Genomic DNA, 19,094 nt, shown 5'->3' on the forward strand with positions numbered 1-19,094 from the left:
GTTAGCATGCTCGCTCAAACAACCTAAGGTGTACCTCTATGTGTGGCATTGTTGCTGCGGTGTCTCATCGCAATATCGTTCCGGTTCTGGTCCAGGGTCTGCAGCGACTGGAGTATCGCGGCTATGACTCCTGTGGTGTGGCTGTACAGGCAGCGGATGCCAGCGGCTTGAGCCTGGGATTGCAGCGTGCGCGCTCTACAGCCCGCGTGGCCGAGCTGATGGAGCAGGTCAAGACCGAGCATGTGGAAGGTTTCACCGGCATTGCCCATACTCGCTGGGCCACTCACGGCGAGCCTGCCGTACGCAATGCCCATCCCCACTTCAGCCATGGTCCCGGCATCTCGCCCGTGGCCGATGCCGATGCGCCGGCCCGCGTGGCCCTGGTGCACAACGGCATCATCGAGAACTACGAAGCCCTGCGTGCCGAGCTGCAGGCCAAGGGCTATGTATTTGCCAGTCAGACCGACACCGAGGTCATTGCTCACCTGGTGGACAGTCTCTACAACGGCGATCTTTTCGAGGCCGTGCAAGCCGCGACGGCTCGCCTGCATGGCGCCTACGCGATTGGCGTGATGCACCGGGATGAACCTCGCCGTGTGGTGGGCGCTCGTGCCGGCTCGCCGCTGATTCTGGGTGTGGGCAAGGACGGCGCGGAACATTTCCTGGCCAGCGATGCAATGGCGCTGGCGGGTGTGACCGACCAGATCGTGTACCTGGAAGAGGGCGATCTGATCGATCTGCAGCCGGGACGCTACTGGGTCATCAGCAAGAGCGGCGAGCGCCTGACAGAGCAGCAGCGCCCGGTCAAAACCGTGATGGCGCACAGCGGCGCAGCCGAACTGGGCCCTTATCGCCACTACATGCAAAAGGAAATCTTCGAGCAGCCGCGCGCTTTGGGCGATACGCTGGAAGGCCTGAAGAACATTGCCCCCGAGCTGTTTGACGGGGTCACTTCGGAAGGCAAGACCGGCGCGGCGGCCTGGCGAGTATTCAAGGAGATCGACCGGGTCCTGATCCTGGCCTGCGGCACCAGCTATTACAGCGGCTGCACGGCCAAGTACTGGATAGAGGCGATTGCCGGCATCCCCTGCAATGTGGAGGTGGCCAGCGAGTACCGCTATCGCACCAGCGTGCCCGATCCCAAGACACTGATCGTGACCATCAGCCAGTCGGGCGAGACGGCCGATACATTGGCGGCCCTGCGCCATGCCCAGAGCTTGGGCATGAAGCACAGCCTGACCATCTGCAATGTGGCCACCAGCGCCATGGTGCGCGAGTGCGAGCTGGCCTATATCACGCGCGCCGGCGTGGAAATCGGCGTGGCATCGACCAAGGCCTTCACGACGCAGCTTGCGGGTCTGTTCCTGCTGACGCTGGCGCTGGCTCAGTCCAAGGGACGCCTGACGGAAGAGAAGGAGCAGCAGTATCTGACGGCCATGCGCCACCTTCCCGTGGCCCTGCAATCCGTGCTGGCGCTGGAGCCGCAGATCATCAGCTGGGCCGAAGACTTTGCGAAGAAGGAAAACGCGCTGTTCCTGGGTCGCGGCATTCACTATCCCATCGCACTGGAAGGTGCACTCAAGCTCAAGGAAATCAGCTACATCCACGCAGAGGCCTATCCCGCCGGCGAGCTCAAGCATGGCCCGCTGGCACTGGTGGACAGCCAGATGCCTGTGGTCACCGTGGCGCCCAACGACGAACTGCTGGAAAAGCTCAAGAGCAATATGCAGGAAGTGCGTGCCCGCGGCGGCGTCCTTTATGTGCTGGCCGATGCCAAGACCAATATCGAAAGCAGCGAAGGCATGCATGTGATTCGCATGCCCGAGAACTATGGTGCCCTGAGCCCCATCCTGCACGTGGTGCCGCTGCAGCTGCTGGCCTATCACACGGCGGTGGCACGCGGCACCGATGTGGACAAGCCGCGCAACCTGGCCAAGTCGGTCACGGTGGAATAAGCCGGTTGCTTCGTGCCACGAAAAAGCGCTCCATGGGAGCGCTTTTTCGTTTTTGGCATGGCAGGTGGATGGCTGGCTTCAGCGCTGGCTAGACTCCTGCCGCTTTGAAGACCCGGCGCAGTACCTGCATGGGCAGAAACTTCACGCGGCGGCGTTTGAGTTCATGTCGGTAGAGGCGCTCCCTCTCAATGAAGTTGATTTTTTCTTTCATTGCGATGTGTCTGGATGGCTAACCCGACTAATCTAACAGTGTAGTGAGCATTTTTCGTAACACCCTGTCAGATGGATGCGGCATCAACATCCCGGCGTTGAAGCCCGCATGTCCTGGCATGTATGCAGCCATCTTGGCTTGCCTATGAAAAACGCCCCTTGCGGGGCGTTCATGTAGAGCGATTTTGCTTACATATTATTGGGCAGCACGGTCACGATCTGCGGGAAGAACCACAGTATGACCAGTGCCAGCACCATCAGCAGGAAGTAGGGTGCGCAGACGCGGGCCAGATAGGTGATCTGCTTGCCCGTCATGCCCTGCAGCACGAACAGGTTGAAGCCCACCGGTGGCGTGATCTGAGCGGTCTCCACCGTGATCACGAGGAAGATGCCGAACCACAGGGGGTCTATGCCTGCGGCCTGGATGATGGGCAGAACCACGCCGGAGGTCAGCACAATGGTGGAGATGCCGTCCAGAAAGCAGCCGATGAGAATGTAGAACAGGCCCAGTACCGCAATCAGCATGGCGGGCGACAGGTTCAGGCTGCCCACGTATTCAGCCAGCTGGCGTGGCAGTCCGATATAGCCCATGGACAAGGTCATGAAGGCTGCACCGGCGAGGATCAGCGCAATCATGCAGTAAAGCCGGGTGGCTCCGAACAGCGATTCCTTGAAGTTCTTCCAGCTCAGTGCACCTTGCAGGGCCGACAGAATCAGCGCTCCCATCACGCCTATGCCGGCAGCTTCGGTCGCCGTGGCAATGCCGCTGTAGATGCTGGCAATCACGCCCGAGATCAGCAGCACGACGGGGATCAGGTGGCGCGACTCGTAGACTTTCTGCTTGAAGCTCATGGTGCTGTCGGCCTTGGGCACCTTGTCCGGGTTCATCAGGGCCCAGACCACGATCCAGCCGCTGAACATCAGTGCCAGCATGATGCCTGGCAGCACGCCTGCCATGAAGAGCTTGGAGATCGACAGCTCGGCAGATACGCCGTAGACGATCAAGATGATGGAGGGCGGGATCAGGAGGCCCAGTGTGGCGGGGCCGCCCAGCGAGCCGATCACCATGTTCTCGGGATAGCCGCGTTTGCGCAGCTCGGGCACATTCATCTTGCCCACGGTGGCGCAGGTGGCGGCCGAGGAGCCGGACACTGCCGCAAAAATCGTGCAGCCAATGACATTGGTGTGCAGCAGGCGGCCCGGCAGTGCATTGACCCAGGGCGCCAGACCACGAAACATGCTCTCGGACAGATTGGTGCGGTAGAGAATCTCGCCCATCCAGACAAACAGGGGCAAGGCCGTCAAGGTCCAGCTGCTGGCAGAGCCCCAGATGGTCATGGCCATGGCATCGCCTGCTGCGCGCGCGGTGAAGAATTCCATGCCGAACCAGGCAACGCCTGCCAGCGTCAGACCGACCCAGACGCCGCCGCCAAGCAGGGCCAGCAGCACCACGATCAGTGCAATGCTTGCGGTGATTTCATTCATGAGGGGTTCCCTCCTTCTCTACCGCCTTGCGTTTGCCCAGCAGCTCCAGCACCAGCTCGTCGCAGAACGCGATGAAGAAAACAATCGTGCCCAGAGCCATGAAGATCTGAGGAATCCACAGCGGTGTGGCGTCTATGCCCACGGAGATGTCTTCGATCTCCCAGGACTGCCAGACCAGGCGCGTGGAATAGAAAGCCAGAAAGGCCGAAAGAATGGTGGCGATGCCCAGGGCGGTCAGTTCCAGGGCCTTGTAGGCCTTGCCCTTGAGCGCACCCAGCAGCAGGGTGACGCGGATATGTTCACCTTTCTTCAAGGTGCTGGCCAGGGCCATGAAGCCGGCGCCCGCCATGGCGTAGCCTGCGTAGGCATCGGTGCCCGGGGCGCTGAAGCCAAAGAGTCTGCTGGTGATGGTCAGCAGCACCATCGCCAGCACGCCGATCATGGCGATGCCGGCAAGCCAGGCACTGCCGTCATAGAGGCCGTTGAGTAACTTGCGCATGCTTGTCTTCCTGAGAGGATGAGGTCATCGGCCACCCGCCCCGAATGACGGGGTCGGGCGAGTCGATGCAATCTGCGCCTTACTTGCCAGCCTTGTAGCCGTCGAGAATGGCCTGGCCGTCAGCGCCGGCCTTGTCCGTCCATTCCTTGATCACGGTCGCGCCGATCTTGCCCAGGTCTGCCTTGAGCTGAGCGGAGGGCTGCTCGACCTGCATGCCGCCTTGCTTGAGGGCGGCAATCGAGCGTGCATCCACTTCCCTGGACTCTTTCCAGCCGCGCTGCTCGGCAGCGGCGGCGGCCTTGAGCACGGCCTCCTGCGTGCTCTTGTCCAGCGCGCCAAAGGCCTTCTTGCTCACGGTCACGGCATTCTTGGGAATCCAGGCCTGCACGTTGTAGTAGTACTTCAGGCTTTCAAACAGCTTGTTGTCGGCACCGGTTGCGCTGGAGGTGATCAGGCCATCCACCACGCCGGTCGCCAGAGCCTGGGACAGCTCGGCCTCTTGCACGGTCACGGGCTGGGCGCCGATCAGTTCGCCAATGCGGGCCGTGGTCGGGGAGTACACGCGCCACTTCATGCCCTTGAGATCGGCCGCAGAATTGACGGGCTTTTTGGTGTAGATCCCCTGTGGAGGCCAGGCCACGGAATACAGCAGCACCTGTCCCTGCTTGTCCAGCAGCTTTTGCAGCGCGGGTTTCTGAGCCTGATAGAGCTTGTAGGCCTCGTCATAGTTGCTCACGAGGAACGGGAGTCCGTCGGCGCCGAAGATCTGCGACTCATTCTGAAAGCTCACCAGAAAGAACTCACCCATCTGTGCATTGCCGGTCTGCACGGCACGCTTGATTTCGGGCATCTTGAACAGCGACGCACCAAAGTGCGGCGTGATCTTGAGCTTGCCGCCCGTGGCAGCATCCACATCCTTTACAAACAGTTCGTTGTTCTTGGAGTGAAAGTTTCCAGGCCCGTATGCGGTGGCGAAATCCCACTTGGTTTGTGCCATGGCATGACCGGCAATGCCGATGCCGGCGAGCAAGGTTGCTGTGGCGCAGAAAATGCGACGCTTCATGAGAACTCCTCGGATAAGAGATGCAGACGAATGAACTCAGGCAAGAGTTGTGCCAAAAGTAGCATTTGTCTCAACAAGCATCCATGAGGGATTTCAACGAGTTTCAAAGAAGCGTAGGGTGTTTTATTGCTTTGTTTCTATTGAAAATGGCATTTTGTTGAACAAGATACCTCAAGGGGCCTTAATCCCTGCCTCTGCCAGACGCCGGGCATAGGCGGCCAGAATGATGCGCTCGGAATGCACCAGGTAGGCACTGAGCTCCTGTGCCGCCTCTGCAGGCCTGCCGGCTTCGAAGATCTGCAGAATCTTCAGGTTCATGCCCACATAGGGTGCATGCAGAAAATGCGGGTCGCGCAGCAGGCCGAAGGCCAGACGCAGCTCCGCCAGCAGATGCGAGAACATCTCGTTGAGGCGTTCGCTGTCGGCCAGGGCCACGATGGCTTTGTGAAACGCCATATTGGCTGTGCCCACCTCGGACCAGTCTTCGGCCTCGCTGTGTCGCTGGCCGCTTTCCACGGCCTCGCGCATCCGCGTCAGTGCAGGGTGCATGGGGTAAGCCTGTGCAAGGGCCTGGCACTCGATCATGCGCCGCACGCGATAGATGTCGATGATGGACGCCATGCTGGGCACGGCCACCGATACGCCCTTGTTGGGCTCGTGTACCAGCAGACCTTCCTTGGTCAGCATGCGGAACACCTCGCGCAAGGTGTTGCGCGAAATATCCAGCGCTTCGCTGAGTGCCGCTTCGGACAGTCGCTGGCCCGGGCTCAGCACGCCCTTGACCAGCTGGCTGCGTATTTCCTCGGCGATGCGTTCGGTCAGGTTCTGGACCTCTGCTGCGACTTTCATGGCGTTCCCTTTTGGCTGTCGCCAGAGTGTAGCCATCGTTCTGTTGACTCAGAGAAGTCCAAAAGAGTGGTGCGACCTAGGGTTTGCTCTATTACAAAGTCTATTTGTTCTGCAAACAATTTCATTTGTGGAATTAATCTAAATAGATTGTTCAACAATTTGAGGAATGAAGCAGATCTGAAACAGAGCTGATCAGCCTTCTTCAAAAGAGCTGGGCGGGGTTGCCGATAGCGTTCCCGTCTTTGGTAGAGCCCGCCGCGCAGCGGATCAGGGCGTGATTTCCGGAGGCTTCCATGCCTGTAGACGTAAACCTGTGGCCGCTGATCGGCGTGCTCATCATCATTGCCGGCTTCGCGCTGCGCTTTAATCCCATGCTGGTGGTCATCGTGACCGCCATCGGCACAGCCTTTGCGGCGGGCTTTCCGCTGGACAAGGTTCTGGCCGCCATCGGGACCGGTTTTATCAAGACCCGCAACCTGCCGCTCATCATCTTGCTGCCGCTGGCCGTGATCGGCCTGCTGGAGCGCCATGGCCTGCGTCAGCACGCTCAGAACTGGATCAGCTCCATCAAGTCGGCCACAGCCGGCCGCCTGCTGATCGTCTACCTGGCCGCGCGTCAGCTCACGGCAGCCATCGGCCTGACCAGCCTCGGTGGGCATCCCCAGATGGTGCGTCCGCTGCTGGCTCCCATGGCCGAAGGCGCGACGGAAAACCGCTACGGCAAGCTGTCGGGCAAGGTGCGCGAGAAGCTGCGCGCCATGTCGGCTGCCACGGACAACGTGGGCCTGTTCTTTGGTGAAGACATCTTCGTGGCCTTCGGTGCGATCGTGCTGATGACCACCTTCCTGAAGGAGGCGGGTATCGAGGTCGAGCCGATTCATGTCGCGCTGTGGGGCATTCCTACGGCCATCTCGGCCTTTGCCATCCATGCCTTCCGCCTGCATCGCCTGGACAAGCAACTGGCGCGTGAAATTGCTGCGGAAAAGAAATCTGCCCAGGGAGAACAGGCATGACCATCACCATTCAATACCTGTACTACCTCGTCGGCCTGGTGCTGGCGGTGACGGCAGTGATGACGCTGCGCGACGGCAGCAACCCGCGCCGTTTCTCGGCGGGCCTGTTCTGGGCGCTGTATGCGCTGGTGTTCCTCGTCGGTGATCTGCTGCCGCCCGTATGGGTGGGAGCGGTCGCGGTCGTCATGGCCCTGATTGCGGGCTTCGGCGGCGTGATGGGCGGCAAGCATCAGCCGCGCACCGATGCGCAATACCTGGAAAGCGCCAAGCGCCTGGGCAACAAGCTGTTCGTGCCGGCGCTGGCCATTCCGCTGATCACCATGGTGGGCACGCTGTCGGCCAAGCATCTGGTCTTTGGCGGCACTCCCCTGATCGACCCCAAGAACAGCACGCTGGTCAGCCTGGGCATAGGCTGCGTGATTGCGCTGGTGCTGGCCTGCAAGATGACACGCGAGACTCCCGTGCAGGGCCTGCGCGAGTCGCACCGCCTGATCGACGCACTGGGCTGGGCCCTGGTGCTGCCCCAGATGCTGGGCATGCTGGGCCTGGTGTTCTCGGATGCCGGCGTGGGCAAGGCAGTGGCCTATGTGACCACCACCTACATCAACATGGATGTGCGCTTTGTGGCCGTGGCCGTGTACGTGATCGGCATGGCGCTGTTCACGGTCATCATGGGCAATGGCTTTGCAGCCTTTCCGGTGATGACGGGCGGTGTGGGCGTGCCCGTGCTGGTTGGCGTCTACCATGGTGACCCGGCCGTGATGGCGGCGGTCGGCATGCTGTCGGGCTACTGCGGCACCTTGCTGACGCCCATGGCGGCCAACTTCAACCTGGTGCCCGCAGCACTGCTGGAAATTGACAAAAATGCCGTCATCCGTGCGCAGGTTCCCACGGCGATCACCTTGCTGATCGTGAATGTGTTCCTGCTCAACTTCCTGATGTTCCGTTAAGAGAGAGTTGCCATGACTGAGGCTGCCCACCGAATCCTGCTGACCGGCTTCGAGCCCTTCGACAAAGACAGCGTCAACCCTTCGTGGGAAGTGGCGCGCGCGCTGGACGGCGAGCTGATTGCGGACGGTGTGGTGCATGCCGTGCAACTGCCTTGCGTGTTCGGCGCGGCCATGGTGGTGCTCGACGAGGCGCTGGCCCGGCTGCAGCCCTCGCTCATCATCAGCCTGGGGCTGGCTGGCGGGCGCAGCGAAATCACGCCGGAGCGCGTGGCCATCAATATCGACGATGCCCGTATTCCCGACAACGCGGGCCATCAGCCCGTCGATCAGTCCGTGGTGCGCGATGCGCCCGCGGCCTACTTCTCGACCCTGCCCATCAAGGCCATGGTGCGCCATCTGCGCGATGCGGGCATTCCGGCTTCGGTATCGAACACGGCGGGTACTTTTGTCTGCAACCATGTGTTCTATGCCCTGATGCACAGGCTGTCTCGCCGTGCGGGCCCCGGCGTGCGCGGCGGCTTTATTCACATACCCGCGCTGCCGCAGCAGGCGGCACGCCAGCCCGGCATGGCCAGCATGGCGCTGGAAACGCAGATTCAGGGCATACGCACAGCCATTCATACGGCCATGACGGTGCAGCAGGATTTGCAGGAACACGCAGGTCAGCTGCATTGAGGCTGACCGGGAGACGAATGATGAAAATGGATTTGAACAGCGATCTGGGCGAGAGCTTCGGCGCCTGGCGCATGGGCGACGATGCAGCCATGCTGGACATCGTCAGCAGCGCCAATGTGGCTTGCGGCTTTCATGCCGGCGACCCGGCCGGGATGCTGGCCACGCTCAGGGCTGCCAAGGCGCGCGGCGTGGTCGTCGGCGCACATGTGGCCTACCGCGACCTGTCGGGTTTCGGGCGTCGCAACATGGATGTGGCCAGCGGCGATCTGGTGGCCGACGTGATCTACCAGATCGGCGCCCTGCAAGGTCTGGCGCAGGCGGCCGGCACCAGCGTCCAGTATGTCAAGCCGCACGGCGCGCTCTACAACACCATTGCCCAGGACAAGCGCCAGGCCATGGATGTGATCAATGCCATCAAGGCCATCAATCCCAAGCTGGTGCTGATGGCTCTGGCAGGTGCGCCCCTGATAGCCTGGGCCCGCGATGCGGGCCTCTGCGTGGTGGCCGAGGCCTTTGCCGATCGCGGCTATACGCCCGACGGCGCCCTGGTCTCGCGCCGCGAACCCGGTGCCGTGCTGCACGACGAAAACCTGATCGCCCAGCGCATGCTGACCCTGGTGCGCGAGGGCGTGATTGAGGCCGTGGACGGCAGCCTGGTGCGCGTGGAGGCAGACTCCATCTGTGTGCACGGCGACAGTCCCGGTGCCGTGGCCATTGCGCGCAACATCCGCCAGCGTTTCGAGCAGGAGGGTGTGCAGATCGCTTCCTTTGTGGAAACAGCACCATGAGTTCCATGCGCTTTTTGCCCGTCAACCGCCAGGCCATTCTGGTGGAGCTGGCCGACCTGCAGCAGACGCTGGTGCTGCTGGGTGCCTTGCAGGCCCAGCCCATAGAAGGCGTGCAGGAGCTGGTGCCTGCCGCGCGCACCATTCTTGTGCAGTTTGCGCCCCATATCATCGGCGCGGCGCAACTGGTGAGGCGCATTGCCGATTGCGATCTCAGCGGCAGCGTGCAGCGCTCGGATGTGCTGGTGCAGATTCCCGTGCGCTATGACGGCGAAGATCTGGCCGAAGTCGCGCAGATACTGGGCATCACGGCCGAGGAAGTGGTGCGCCGCCACACCGGCAGCGAATGGTCGGTGGCCTTTACCGGCTTCGCGCCGGGCTTTGCCTATCTGAGCGGCGGGGATCCCATCTTCAACGTGCCACGCCGTGCCACGCCGCGAACCAAGGTTCCGGCCGGTGCAGTGGCGCTGGCCGGCAGCTTCAGCGCAGTCTATCCACAGGCCAGCCCGGGCGGCTGGCAGATCATTGGCGTCACCGATGCCGCGATGTGGGATCTGGCGCGCGATCTGCCGGCTTTGCTGCAGCCCGGCTACCGCGTGCAGTTTGTCGATGCTGCTACTCAAAAAGTAGCTGCTGGCGATTTCTCTGGTTCGATTTCAGATGGAAAAGTATCTGAGATCAAGAGCGAGCAGGCGCAAGCAGCTACGAGTTTCAATGGCTGCGCCTTGCGTGTGCGCGCCACGGGTCTGCTCACGCTGTTCCAGGACATGGGTCGCCACGGCCAGGCCGGGCAGGGCGTTTCTGCCTCCGGTGCCATGGATCAGGCCGCGTTCAAGATGGCCAACCGGCTTGTCGGCAATACCAGCCAGCTGCCGGTGCTGGAGACAGTAGGTGGCGGCCTGTCGCTGCAAAGCGTGGGCGAGAACGTCGTTGCAGTGACGGGCGCGGATGCGCCCATCAGCATCACCACGGCCGACGGACGCCGCTGGTCTGCGCCACGCCATGCCGCGATTGCACTGGCCGATGGCGACACGCTGAGCCTTGCCCAACCCGTCGCCGGTGCCCGCTGCTATGTGGCGGTGCGCGGCGGCTATGAGGTGGCGCCCGTGCTGGGCAGCGCTTCGACGGACACCCTGGCCCATGTCGGCCCGCCTGCTCTGCACAGCGGCCAGTTGCTGGCGGTGCAGCCGGCACGCCATGCCGTGGTGGCCGAGCTGGCCCTGCCTGCGCAGGATCTGCCTGCCCCGGACGGTGAGGTGGTGCTGGATGTCGAACTGGGCCCGCGCACCGACTGGTTCACGCCCGAAGCCGTGGCCTTGCTGGCGGCCCAGCGCTGGCAGGTCACGCCCCAGTCCAATCGCGTGGGCTTGCGCCTTGCCGGCGAGCAGGCGCTGACGCGCGCCGTGACCAGCGAGCTGCCCAGCGAAGGCACGCCGCTGGGGGCCATCCAGGTTCCCGCCAGTGGCCAGCCCGTGCTGTTTCTGGCCGACCACCCCTTGACCGGCGGCTATCCCGTCATCGGTTGCGTGGCACCCCATCATCTGGATCTTGCGGGGCAGATTCCCGTAGGTGCCTGGATTCGTTTTAACCCCATCCGCGCCTTTGCAGAGCTGGTGCTTGCAAGCGCGCAATGAGGAGTGAGTTGATGAAAAAAGTTCTGATTGCCAACCGTGGAGAGATCGCCGTGCGCATCGCGCGAGCCTGCGCGGATTACGGAGTGAAGTCCGTCGCCGTCTATGCCGATGCCGATATCGATGCCCTGCATGTGCGCCGCGCCGATGAAGCCTACGGCCTCGATGGCGACAAGCCCGCCGACACCTATCTGAACATCGCCAAGCTGATTGCGATCGCCAGGCGTTCGGGCGCCGACGCCGTCCATCCCGGCTATGGCTTTCTGTCCGAGAGCGAAGCCTTTGCACAGGCCGTGCTGGATGCGGGTCTGATCTGGATCGGCCCGCGCCCCGACACCATTGCCAAGCTGGGCGACAAGGTCGAGGCGCGCAAGATTGCGCTGCAGGTCGGAGCGCCGCTGGTGGCTGGCACGCCGGATCCCGTCAAGGATGCCGACGAAGTGCTGGCCTTTGCCCAGCAGCATGGCCTGCCCATCATCATCAAGGCTGCTTTTGGTGGCGGTGGCCGTGGCATGAAGATCGCCTGGCGCATGGACGAAGTGGCCGAGCTGTATGCCTCTGCCGTGCGCGAGGCCGTGACGGCTTTCGGCCGTGGTGAATGCTTTGTGGAGCAGTTCCTCGACAAGCCGCGCCATATCGAGGCGCAGGTGATTGCCGACACGCATGGCAATGTGGTGGTGCTGGGTACGCGCGACTGTTCGCTGCAGCGCCGCAACCAGAAGCTGGTGGAAGAAGCGCCCGCACCCTTCATCACCGAGGCGCAGCGTGAACGCATTCACAGTGCAGCCAAGGCCATCTGTGCGCAGGCTGGCTATATCAGCGCCGGAACCGTGGAATTTCTGCTCAGCGGCAATGGCGCCATCTCCTTCCTCGAGGTCAATACCCGTTTGCAGGTCGAGCACACCGTGACCGAGGAAACTACGGGCATCGATCTGGTGCAGGAACAGCTGCGTGTGGCCGACGGCTTGCCGCTGTCTTTCACGCAGACTCCGGCACCACGGGCCCATTCCATCGAGTTCCGCATCAATGCCGAAGATGTGGGGCGCGGCTTTCTGCCCACACCGGGTCTGATCACGCGCTTTGCCCCTCCTTCGGGGCCGGGCGTGCGACTCGATTCGGGCGTCGAAACCGGCTCGGTGATCCCCGGCACGTTCGACTCCATGATGGCCAAGCTCATCGTCACCGGGGCCACGCGTGAGCAGGCCCTGGCCCGTGCTCGACGTGCGCTGGCCGAGTTCCGCATCGAGGGCGTGGCTTCGGTGCTGCCTTTCCACAAGGCCGTGCTGAATCAGGCCGACTTTGTGGGGACTGCTGGTTTCAATGTCCACACCCGCTGGATCGAGACCGAGTTTGCCGAGCCGCTGGCAGCGGCTGCTCGCGCCGAACCTGTGGCCGATACCAGCCTGCTGCGCACAGCCATCGAAATCGACGGCCGCCGCGTGCAGCTGGGCCTGCCCGCCATGCTGCTGCAAGGTCTGTCCGCGCCGACGACTGGCGTGTCTCAGGCAGCCGCGCAGCAAAGCGTGGACCCTGAGGCGGTCATCTCGCCGATTGCCGGCAATCTGCATGCCTGGAAGGTCGCCGATGGCGACGAGGTCAAGGAAGGCGATGTGATCGCCGTGATGGAAGCCATGAAAATGGAAATGCAGGTCTCGGCCCACAAGAGCGGTCGTGTCACATTGGCCGCGCAGGCAGGCTCTGCACAGACCTTGGGCGCCGTGATCGCGCATATCCGATAGGCATAGCCAGCCCCGCTCGAAGCGCGACCTCTGTGTCGCGCTTTGTTTTTTTAGCCTCGCTTCACGCAGCTCATGGCCATGGCCACCAGTGCGTCGAGAAACTCGGGTGAGCGGGCCTGCTGCGGCACATCGTGCACGGCACTGTGAATGATCTCGCGCAGGCCCTGGCCCAGCAGATAGGCAGCCAGTGGCAGGTTGTCGGTCTGTACCTGCGAGCCATGCATCTGCAGCAGTGGCAGCCAGGTGGTGTTGATGAATTCCTCCCGGCTGGCCTGCGGTGCATGCCACAGGCCCAGATGCAAGGCCGTGCGATAGCGTGTGTGGAAAGCATGGCTGAGCTGATGCAGGCGCTGCTCGACCCGAATCATGTTCGCAAAGATCTGGCGCAATATGGCTTCGAGCGACAGGCCCTGCAACTGCTCGCGCATCTGGAAAAGCTGCTCGGATTCCTGATCGAGCAGGCGTTCATACACTGCCGCAATCATGGATTCCTTGTTGGGAAAATATTGGTAGATGGAGCCCACGGCAGCACCCGATACTTCTGCAATGCGATTGACCGTGAGAGCGTCCTCGCCCTCTTTTTCGAGAAGACGCAAACAGGCTTCGGCAATGGCATCGACCAGCGCTCTGGAGCGTGCCTGCACAGGCTGTTTGCGCGGTTGCGGCAACTGGTCCTTGGGGCGTGGGGTGGCGGGCGCTTCCATGAAATGCAAGTCCTGTCTTTGGTTTATCTGTTGGCGCTGATTTTTTCTTTTTCCATCAATGACTTGCGACGTCTTTGAGGGGGGCTGGAATGCGAGTGGAAAAACGCACTCCCTCTGCCTAGACTTTGTACCAGGCAGCTCACCATCCTAGCGCTAAGGAGCGGCCCGACAGAGCCTGAGGCAGACGCGGTGGAGGAGACAGAAGCGCTGCACTCGGGCAAGACATTGCATAGAGGAGAAAGCCCATGTCATCCCCCATCTCGGTTCAGATTCTCGGCCCGCGCATCGGTGCCGAAGTGCTGAAGCTGGACCTGGCAGACCCGTTGTCTGCGCAAACCTTGCAGGAGTTGGAAGCCGCCCTGCTCAGACATGAAGCACTGGTGCTGCATGTGCCCGATATGACGCCCGACCAGCATCTGGCGATTGCCCGGTATTTTGGCGAGGCCGAAGTTCATACCTTCTATCCCAATCTGGGCCAGGGCTATGAGCAGATCACAGTCATAGACTCCAAGCTCGGCGACCGCGCCGATATGTGGCACCACGACGAAAGCTTTCTGCCCAGTCCGCCCATCGTCACCATGACCCATGCGCGCATCCTGCCGCCCACGGGTGGAGATACCTGCTGGATCAGCATGACCAGTGCCTACGATGCGCTGTCGCCGCAGATGAAGCAGTACCTCGATGGTCTGAGTGCCTGGCATGACATGAACAGCCCCATGACGGCGGCGCTGCAGCATGGAATCTGCACGCATGAGCGCTATGTGGAAGTGGTCGCGCAAAACCGTCGCCAGTTGCACCCCATGGTGCGAGTGCATCCGCTCACGGGGCGCAAGGCGCTCTACGTCAGCCCCACCTATGTCACGCATATAGATGGTCTGCCACAGGCTGAAAGCCGTGCCATCCTGGCCTATCTGCATGCGCACTGCATGCAGGTGGAGTTCCTGTTCAAGCACCGCTGGGCGCTGGGCGATATGGTGATCTGGGACAACCGCAGCGTGGTGCACAACGCCATCATGGACTATGCGCCGCACCAGCGTCGCATGCACCGTGCATCGGTGTTTGCACGCCAGGGCGCTGCCGCCCAGAAGCACAACGGACAGGAGGCAGCATGCGCCACGACGGACTGAACCGGGAACTGCTGTCCAGATACGCGCCGCGCCCGGGCCGCAAGCCGCTGCTGCCCTCGCTCGGTGATCGCCAGCAGCTTGCGCTGCTGTGCCGCGTGCTCTCGCGCGAAGGCTATAACGACCATATCGCGGGCCACATCACGCTGCGCCTGGATGACGGCAGCTATCTGGCCAATCCCTGGGAGCTGACCTGGAGCGAGTTGACGGCATCGGACATCCTGCGGCTGGATGCACAAGGCCAGGTGATCGAGGGCGACTGGAACATCACTCCGGCCATCCGGCTGCACATGGACGTGCATGAAAAGCGCCACGATGTGCGCGTGGTCATCCACAACCATCCCGAATGGAGCTCGGTCTGGTCGGCCACGGGCAAGGTGCCGCCGGTGTATGACCAGACCTCGGCCCTGGTCGATACCGACCCCGTGGTCTATGACGAATACCGGGGCACGGTGGAGCAGCGTGAGCTGGGCAATGCCGTGGCCAGCGCACTGGGCCAGAGTAAATGGGCGCTGCTGGCCAATCATGGTGCGCTGGTGGTGGGCGAGAGCATTCGACAGGCGCATCTGCGTGCCATCACGCTGGAGTGGCGCTGCCGCCTGGCCTGGCGGGTGCAGGCGCTCGGTGGCGGCACCCCCTTGAGCGATGCCGTGATCCAGGCGACCGGAGCGCGCACCGACCTCAACGGCTTTCCCTTCCTCTGGGAAGCCATGTGCCGCGAGGAAATCCGCCGAGACCCCCGCGTGCTGGACTAAGCCCGCTCTGGCTTCCCGCTCGCTGAGAGTGGGAAGCCAGGACTGCATCGATCTGCCGAAAGCTCTCTTATGTCCATTCATGAATCACCGCTCCCGCAGCGTCCCCGGCTGCTGCTGCACACGGCGCTGACGCCAGCCATGCGCGAGAGACTGCAGCTGCAGTTCGAGCTGCTTGACGCGGCTGCGCTTGATAGCTCCCGCAGCAGCTCGCTGTCTGGCCAGGTGCGCGCAATGCTGTGCAATGCGCAGTCCGTCATCGGCAGCGAGCAGTTGCTGCAGTGGCCTGCACTGGAGCTGATCGTGGTCATTGGCGTGGGCATGGACGGCATCGATCTCGACGCCGCAGAGCAGATGGGCATCCAGGTGCGCAACACGCCAGCTATCTCTGCCGAAGATATCGCCGATCACACGCTGGCTTTGCTGCTGGCTGCCACGCGCGAGATTGTGCAGGCCAATGAGTTTGTGCGGCACGGTCGCTGGTTGCGGGGACGGTATCCACCCACCTTGCGTTTTTCGGGGCAGCGCATGGGCATCGTTGGCCTGGGGCGCATCGGCCGTGCTGTGGCCAGGCGGTCGCAGGCCTTTGATATGTCGATTGCCTATACGGGGCGTGCTCCCAAGAACGATGTGCCGTACCGCTGGTGCGGCAGTGTGCTGGAGCTGGCAGCAGATGTGGATTTTCTCGTGCTCTGCGCCAGCGGCGGGCCTGCAACCCGGGGGCTGATCGATGCCGAAGTGCTGCAGGCCCTGGGCCCGCAGGGCGTGCTGGTGAATGTGGGGCGTGGCTCCATCGTGGATGAAAAGGCGCTTCGGCAGGCGTTGCAGGAGCGCACGATTGCGGCTGCGGCGCTCGATGTGTTCGTGCATGAGCCGCAAGTGCCCGAAGCCTTGATGGATCTGCCCAATACGGTGCTGACGCCGCACATGGCAAGTTCCACACGGCATGGCCTGAAGGCCATGCTTGCGCAGGCTGAATCGTACCTGCTCAAGCACTTCGGTCTGCCCGAAATCACAGATTGAACCGCCGCATGTTTGCACCCTTGCTGCAGAGGTTTTTGCCGGGGGGTTGACCTTTACATGATGTCAATCTCTACAGTGGCCTTCAACGTGAATGGAGAACGCGATGAATGCACTGACCAAAAGCGGAGCCTTTGAGCTGTCTGTCGAGGGAATGACCTGCGCATCCTGCGTGGGCCGGGTGGAGCGGGCGCTCAAGAAAGTGCCCGGTGTGCAGGAGGCCGTGGTCAATCTGGCCACGGAAAAAGCCAGCCTCACCGTGGCTGATCCGGCGCAGGCTGCGACCATCCTGCCGCAGGCCGTGGCGGCGATTGAAAAAGCAGGTTATGCAGTACCCGCGCAAAGCGTGGACTTGCAGGTGGGAGGCATGACCTGCGCATCCTGTGTGGGCCGCGTGGAGCGGGCGCTCAAGAAAGTGCCCGGAGTGCAGGATGCGGTGGTGAATCTTGCGACCGAGCGTGCCAGCGTGCAGCTGCAGGGCAGCGTGGATGTGAGCAGCTTGATTGCAGCGATAGAAAAGGCCGGCTATGAAGCCCAACCCGTGCTGCACAACGTTGCCGCAACCGGGGAGGACGCCGCAGCCCAGCGCCAGGCGCAGGAGCGCGAGTCGCTCAAGCGCTCGCTGATCTTTGCGACCGTGTTCGCACTGCCCGTGTTTCTGCTGGAAATGGGCGGTCACATGGTGCCCGCATTTCACCACTGGATTGCGGGCAGCATCGGCACGCAGAACAGCTGGTACATCCAGTTTGCGCTGACGGCCGTGGTGCTGTTCGGGCCGGGCCGGCGCTTTTTCGAGAAAGGCGTGCCCGCCCTGCTGCGCGCTGCGCCCGATATGAATTCGCTGGTCGCGGTGGGCACCTCGGCGGCATTTTCCTATTCGGTAGTCGCGACCTTTGTGCCGCAATGGCTGCCCGCAGGCACGGTGAATGTGTACTTCGAAGCCGCGGCCGTCATCGTCGCGCTGATCCTGCTGGGCCGCTTTCTGGAGGCGCGTGCCAAGGGCAATACCTCGGAGGCCATTCGCCGCCTGGTGCAGTTGCAGGCCAAGACGGCGCGCGTGCGCAAGGGCGGCCTGGTCCAGGAAATCGACATTGCCCAGGTGCGTGCCGGCGATGTGATCGAAGTGCGCCCCGGCGAGCGCATTCCTGTCGATGGCGAGGTCATCGAGGGCCGCAGCTTTGTCGACGAATCCATGATCAGCGGCGAGCCCGTGCCGGTCGAGAAGGTCGAGGGCGCCGAAGTGGTGGGCGGCACGGTCAATCAGAATGGCGCATTGACTTTCAGAGCCACCAAGGTGGGCGCCGATACGCTGCTGGCGCAGATCATCCGCATGGTGGAGCAGGCCCAGGGCAGCAAGCTGCCGATTCAGGCGCTGGTGGACAAGATCACCATGTGGTTTGTGCCGGCCGTCATGGCCGCGGCCCTGCTGACTTTTGTGATCTGGCTGGTCTGGGGTCCCGATCCCGCGCTGAGCTTTGCCCTGGTCAATGCCGTGGCCGTGCTCATCATTGCCTGCCCCTGTGCCATGGGGCTGGCCACGCCGACTTCCATCATGGTGGGAACCGGGCGTGCCGCGCAAATGGGAGTGTTGCTGCGCAAGGGCGAGGCACTGCAGCAGCTCAAGGATGCCAGGGTGGTGGCGGTGGACAAGACCGGCACGCTAACCCGTGGCCGTCCCGAGCTGACCGATCTGGTGCTGGCCGATGGCTTTGAACGTGCCGCCGTTCTGGCGCGGGTGGCTGCCGTGGAAGATCGCAGCGAGCATCCGATTGCGCGCGCCATTGTCGATGCAGCCAAGGCCGAGGGGCTGGAGGTTCCGGCCATCAGCGACTTCGCATCGGTGACCGGTTTCGGCGTGCGTGCCGTGGTGCTGGGCGATCAGGTGGAGATCGGTGCCGACCGCTTCATGCGCGAGCTCGGTCTGAGCGTTGACGGTTTTGCAGCCGAGGCCCAGCGCCTGGGCAGCGAAGGCAAGACGCCGCTGTATGCGGCCATAGGCGGCAAGGTGGCCGCCATGATTGCCGTGGCCGATCCGATCAAGCCCAGCACCAAGCCCGCGATCGATGCCCTGCACGCACTGGGCCTGAAGGTGGCCATGATTACCGGCGACAACCGCCACACGGCCGAGGCGATTGCCCGGCAGCTGGGCATTGACGAGGTGGTGGCCGAGGTCTTGCCAGGCGGCAAGGTCGAGAGCGTGAAGCGCCTCAAGGCCGAGCATGGCACGCTGGCCTATGTGGGCGACGGCATCAACGATGCACCGGCCCTGGCCGAGGCCGATGTGGGCATCGCCATAGGCACGGGCACCGATATTGCGATCGAGGCGGCCGATGTGGTGCTGATGTCGGGCGATCTTTCGGGCGTGCCGAATGCGATTGCGCTGTCCAAGGCCACCATGAAGAACATCGGCGAGAACCTGTTCTGGGCCTTTGCCTACAACGTGGCGCTGATACCGGTGGCGGCAGGTCTGCTCTATCCGTTCAACGGCATGTTGCTGTCGCCCGTGTTTGCGGCCGGAGCCATGGCACTTTCGAGCGTATTCGTGCTCTCCAACGCGCTGCGGCTCAAGCGCTTCAAACCGGCTCTCTGAAAAGAGGACATGGGGTGGGCGCCGGAAGATGTTCTGACGCTTGCCCCTGA

The 19,094-nt window shown here is 62.6% G+C and carries 17 protein-coding genes; 11 read left to right on the plus strand and 6 right to left on the minus strand.

What is annotated here, in order from left to right:
* The first annotated feature begins 38 nt into the window (after positions 1-38).
* A complete protein-coding gene (gene glmS / locus CSE6_RS01510) occupies positions 39-1,955 on the plus strand; it encodes a glutamine--fructose-6-phosphate transaminase (isomerizing) (RefSeq protein ID WP_034357228.1) in 1,917 nt (638 codons plus the stop codon).
* Between the two features lie 88 nt (positions 1,956-2,043).
* On the opposite strand, the gene CSE6_RS26670 is transcribed toward glmS, so the two are convergent.
* From CSE6_RS26670 to CSE6_RS01530, 5 genes are all read right to left on the minus strand, one after another.
* On the minus strand, positions 2,044-2,166 hold the full coding sequence (locus tag CSE6_RS26670; RefSeq protein WP_003058957.1) for a hypothetical protein: 123 nt from the start codon (positions 2,164-2,166) through the stop codon (positions 2,044-2,046).
* 188 nt (positions 2,167-2,354) lie between these two features.
* Positions 2,355-3,650 (minus strand): TRAP transporter large permease, encoded by a 1,296-nt coding sequence (locus tag CSE6_RS01515; RefSeq protein ID WP_012836941.1) that lies wholly within the window; start codon positions 3,648-3,650, stop codon positions 2,355-2,357.
* Positions 3,643-4,149 (minus strand): TRAP transporter small permease, encoded by a 507-nt coding sequence (locus CSE6_RS01520; RefSeq protein ID WP_034357232.1) that lies wholly within the window; start codon positions 4,147-4,149, stop codon positions 3,643-3,645. Before CSE6_RS01520 ends, CSE6_RS01515 begins: the two co-directional genes overlap by 8 nt.
* Before the next feature lie 79 nt (positions 4,150-4,228).
* A complete protein-coding gene (locus CSE6_RS01525) occupies positions 4,229-5,212 on the minus strand; it encodes a TRAP transporter substrate-binding protein (RefSeq protein ID WP_012836943.1) in 984 nt (327 codons plus the stop codon).
* A gap of 171 nt (positions 5,213-5,383) precedes the next feature.
* Positions 5,384-6,061 carry a GntR family transcriptional regulator gene (locus tag CSE6_RS01530; protein ID WP_003074324.1) on the minus strand — a complete coding sequence of 226 codons (678 nt, stop codon included), beginning with the start codon at positions 6,059-6,061 and terminating at the stop codon, positions 5,384-5,386.
* Between the two features lie 293 nt (positions 6,062-6,354).
* On the opposite strand from CSE6_RS01530, the gene CSE6_RS01535 reads away from it, so the two are divergent.
* Genes CSE6_RS01535 through CSE6_RS01560 form a run of 6 tightly spaced genes read left to right on the plus strand, consistent with a single transcriptional unit; the run spans position 6,355 to position 12,854 of the window.
* A complete protein-coding gene (locus CSE6_RS01535) occupies positions 6,355-7,074 on the plus strand; it encodes a DUF969 domain-containing protein (RefSeq protein WP_003061775.1) in 720 nt (239 codons plus the stop codon).
* Positions 7,071-8,024, plus strand: coding sequence for a DUF979 domain-containing protein (locus tag CSE6_RS01540; RefSeq protein WP_012836946.1), 954 nt, complete (start codon positions 7,071-7,073; stop codon positions 8,022-8,024). The genes CSE6_RS01535 and CSE6_RS01540 overlap by 4 nt, the downstream gene beginning before the upstream one ends.
* 12 nt (positions 8,025-8,036) lie before the next feature.
* Positions 8,037-8,699 (plus strand): pyroglutamyl-peptidase I, encoded by a 663-nt coding sequence (gene pcp, locus CSE6_RS01545; protein ID WP_034381375.1) that lies wholly within the window; start codon positions 8,037-8,039, stop codon positions 8,697-8,699.
* Between the two features lie 20 nt (positions 8,700-8,719).
* The gene (locus CSE6_RS01550; protein ID WP_034357668.1) at positions 8,720-9,487 is read left to right on the plus strand and encodes a LamB/YcsF family protein; all 768 of its coding nucleotides are present in this window, start codon (positions 8,720-8,722) and stop codon (positions 9,485-9,487) included.
* A 5-nt stretch (positions 9,488-9,492) separates the two neighbouring features.
* Positions 9,493-11,118 carry an urea amidolyase family protein gene (locus CSE6_RS01555; RefSeq protein ID WP_059439871.1) on the plus strand — a complete coding sequence of 542 codons (1,626 nt, stop codon included), beginning with the start codon at positions 9,493-9,495 and terminating at the stop codon, positions 11,116-11,118.
* An 11-nt stretch (positions 11,119-11,129) separates the two neighbouring features.
* A complete protein-coding gene (locus CSE6_RS01560; protein ID WP_059439747.1) occupies positions 11,130-12,854 on the plus strand; it encodes a biotin carboxylase N-terminal domain-containing protein in 1,725 nt (574 codons plus the stop codon).
* Between the two features lie 50 nt (positions 12,855-12,904).
* On the opposite strand, the gene CSE6_RS01565 is transcribed toward CSE6_RS01560, so the two are convergent.
* Entirely contained in the window at positions 12,905-13,558 is a 654-nt protein-coding gene (locus CSE6_RS01565; protein WP_059439748.1) for a TetR/AcrR family transcriptional regulator, read from the minus strand.
* Positions 13,559-13,803: 245 nt separating this feature from the next.
* Between CSE6_RS01565 and CSE6_RS01570 the strand changes: the two genes are divergently transcribed.
* The 4 genes from CSE6_RS01570 to CSE6_RS01585 all read left to right on the plus strand — a co-directional run bounded on the left by CSE6_RS01570 (position 13,804) and on the right by CSE6_RS01585 (position 19,044).
* On the plus strand, positions 13,804-14,685 hold the full coding sequence (locus CSE6_RS01570; RefSeq protein WP_059439749.1) for a TauD/TfdA family dioxygenase: 882 nt from the start codon (positions 13,804-13,806) through the stop codon (positions 14,683-14,685).
* Positions 14,667-15,437, plus strand: coding sequence for a class II aldolase/adducin family protein (locus CSE6_RS01575; RefSeq protein WP_059439750.1), 771 nt, complete (start codon positions 14,667-14,669; stop codon positions 15,435-15,437). Before CSE6_RS01570 ends, CSE6_RS01575 begins: the two co-directional genes overlap by 19 nt.
* A 69-nt stretch (positions 15,438-15,506) precedes the next feature.
* A complete protein-coding gene (locus CSE6_RS01580) occupies positions 15,507-16,457 on the plus strand; it encodes a 2-hydroxyacid dehydrogenase (protein WP_059439751.1) in 951 nt (316 codons plus the stop codon).
* A gap of 103 nt (positions 16,458-16,560) precedes the next feature.
* Positions 16,561-19,044 (plus strand): heavy metal translocating P-type ATPase, encoded by a 2,484-nt coding sequence (locus CSE6_RS01585; RefSeq protein WP_059439752.1) that lies wholly within the window; start codon positions 16,561-16,563, stop codon positions 19,042-19,044.
* The last annotated feature ends 50 nt before the right edge of the window (positions 19,045-19,094 follow it).

The sequence above is a fragment of the Comamonas sp. E6 genome (assembly GCF_001010305.1).
In the GTDB taxonomy this organism is placed as follows: domain Bacteria; phylum Pseudomonadota; class Gammaproteobacteria; order Burkholderiales; family Burkholderiaceae_C; genus Comamonas; species Comamonas thiooxydans.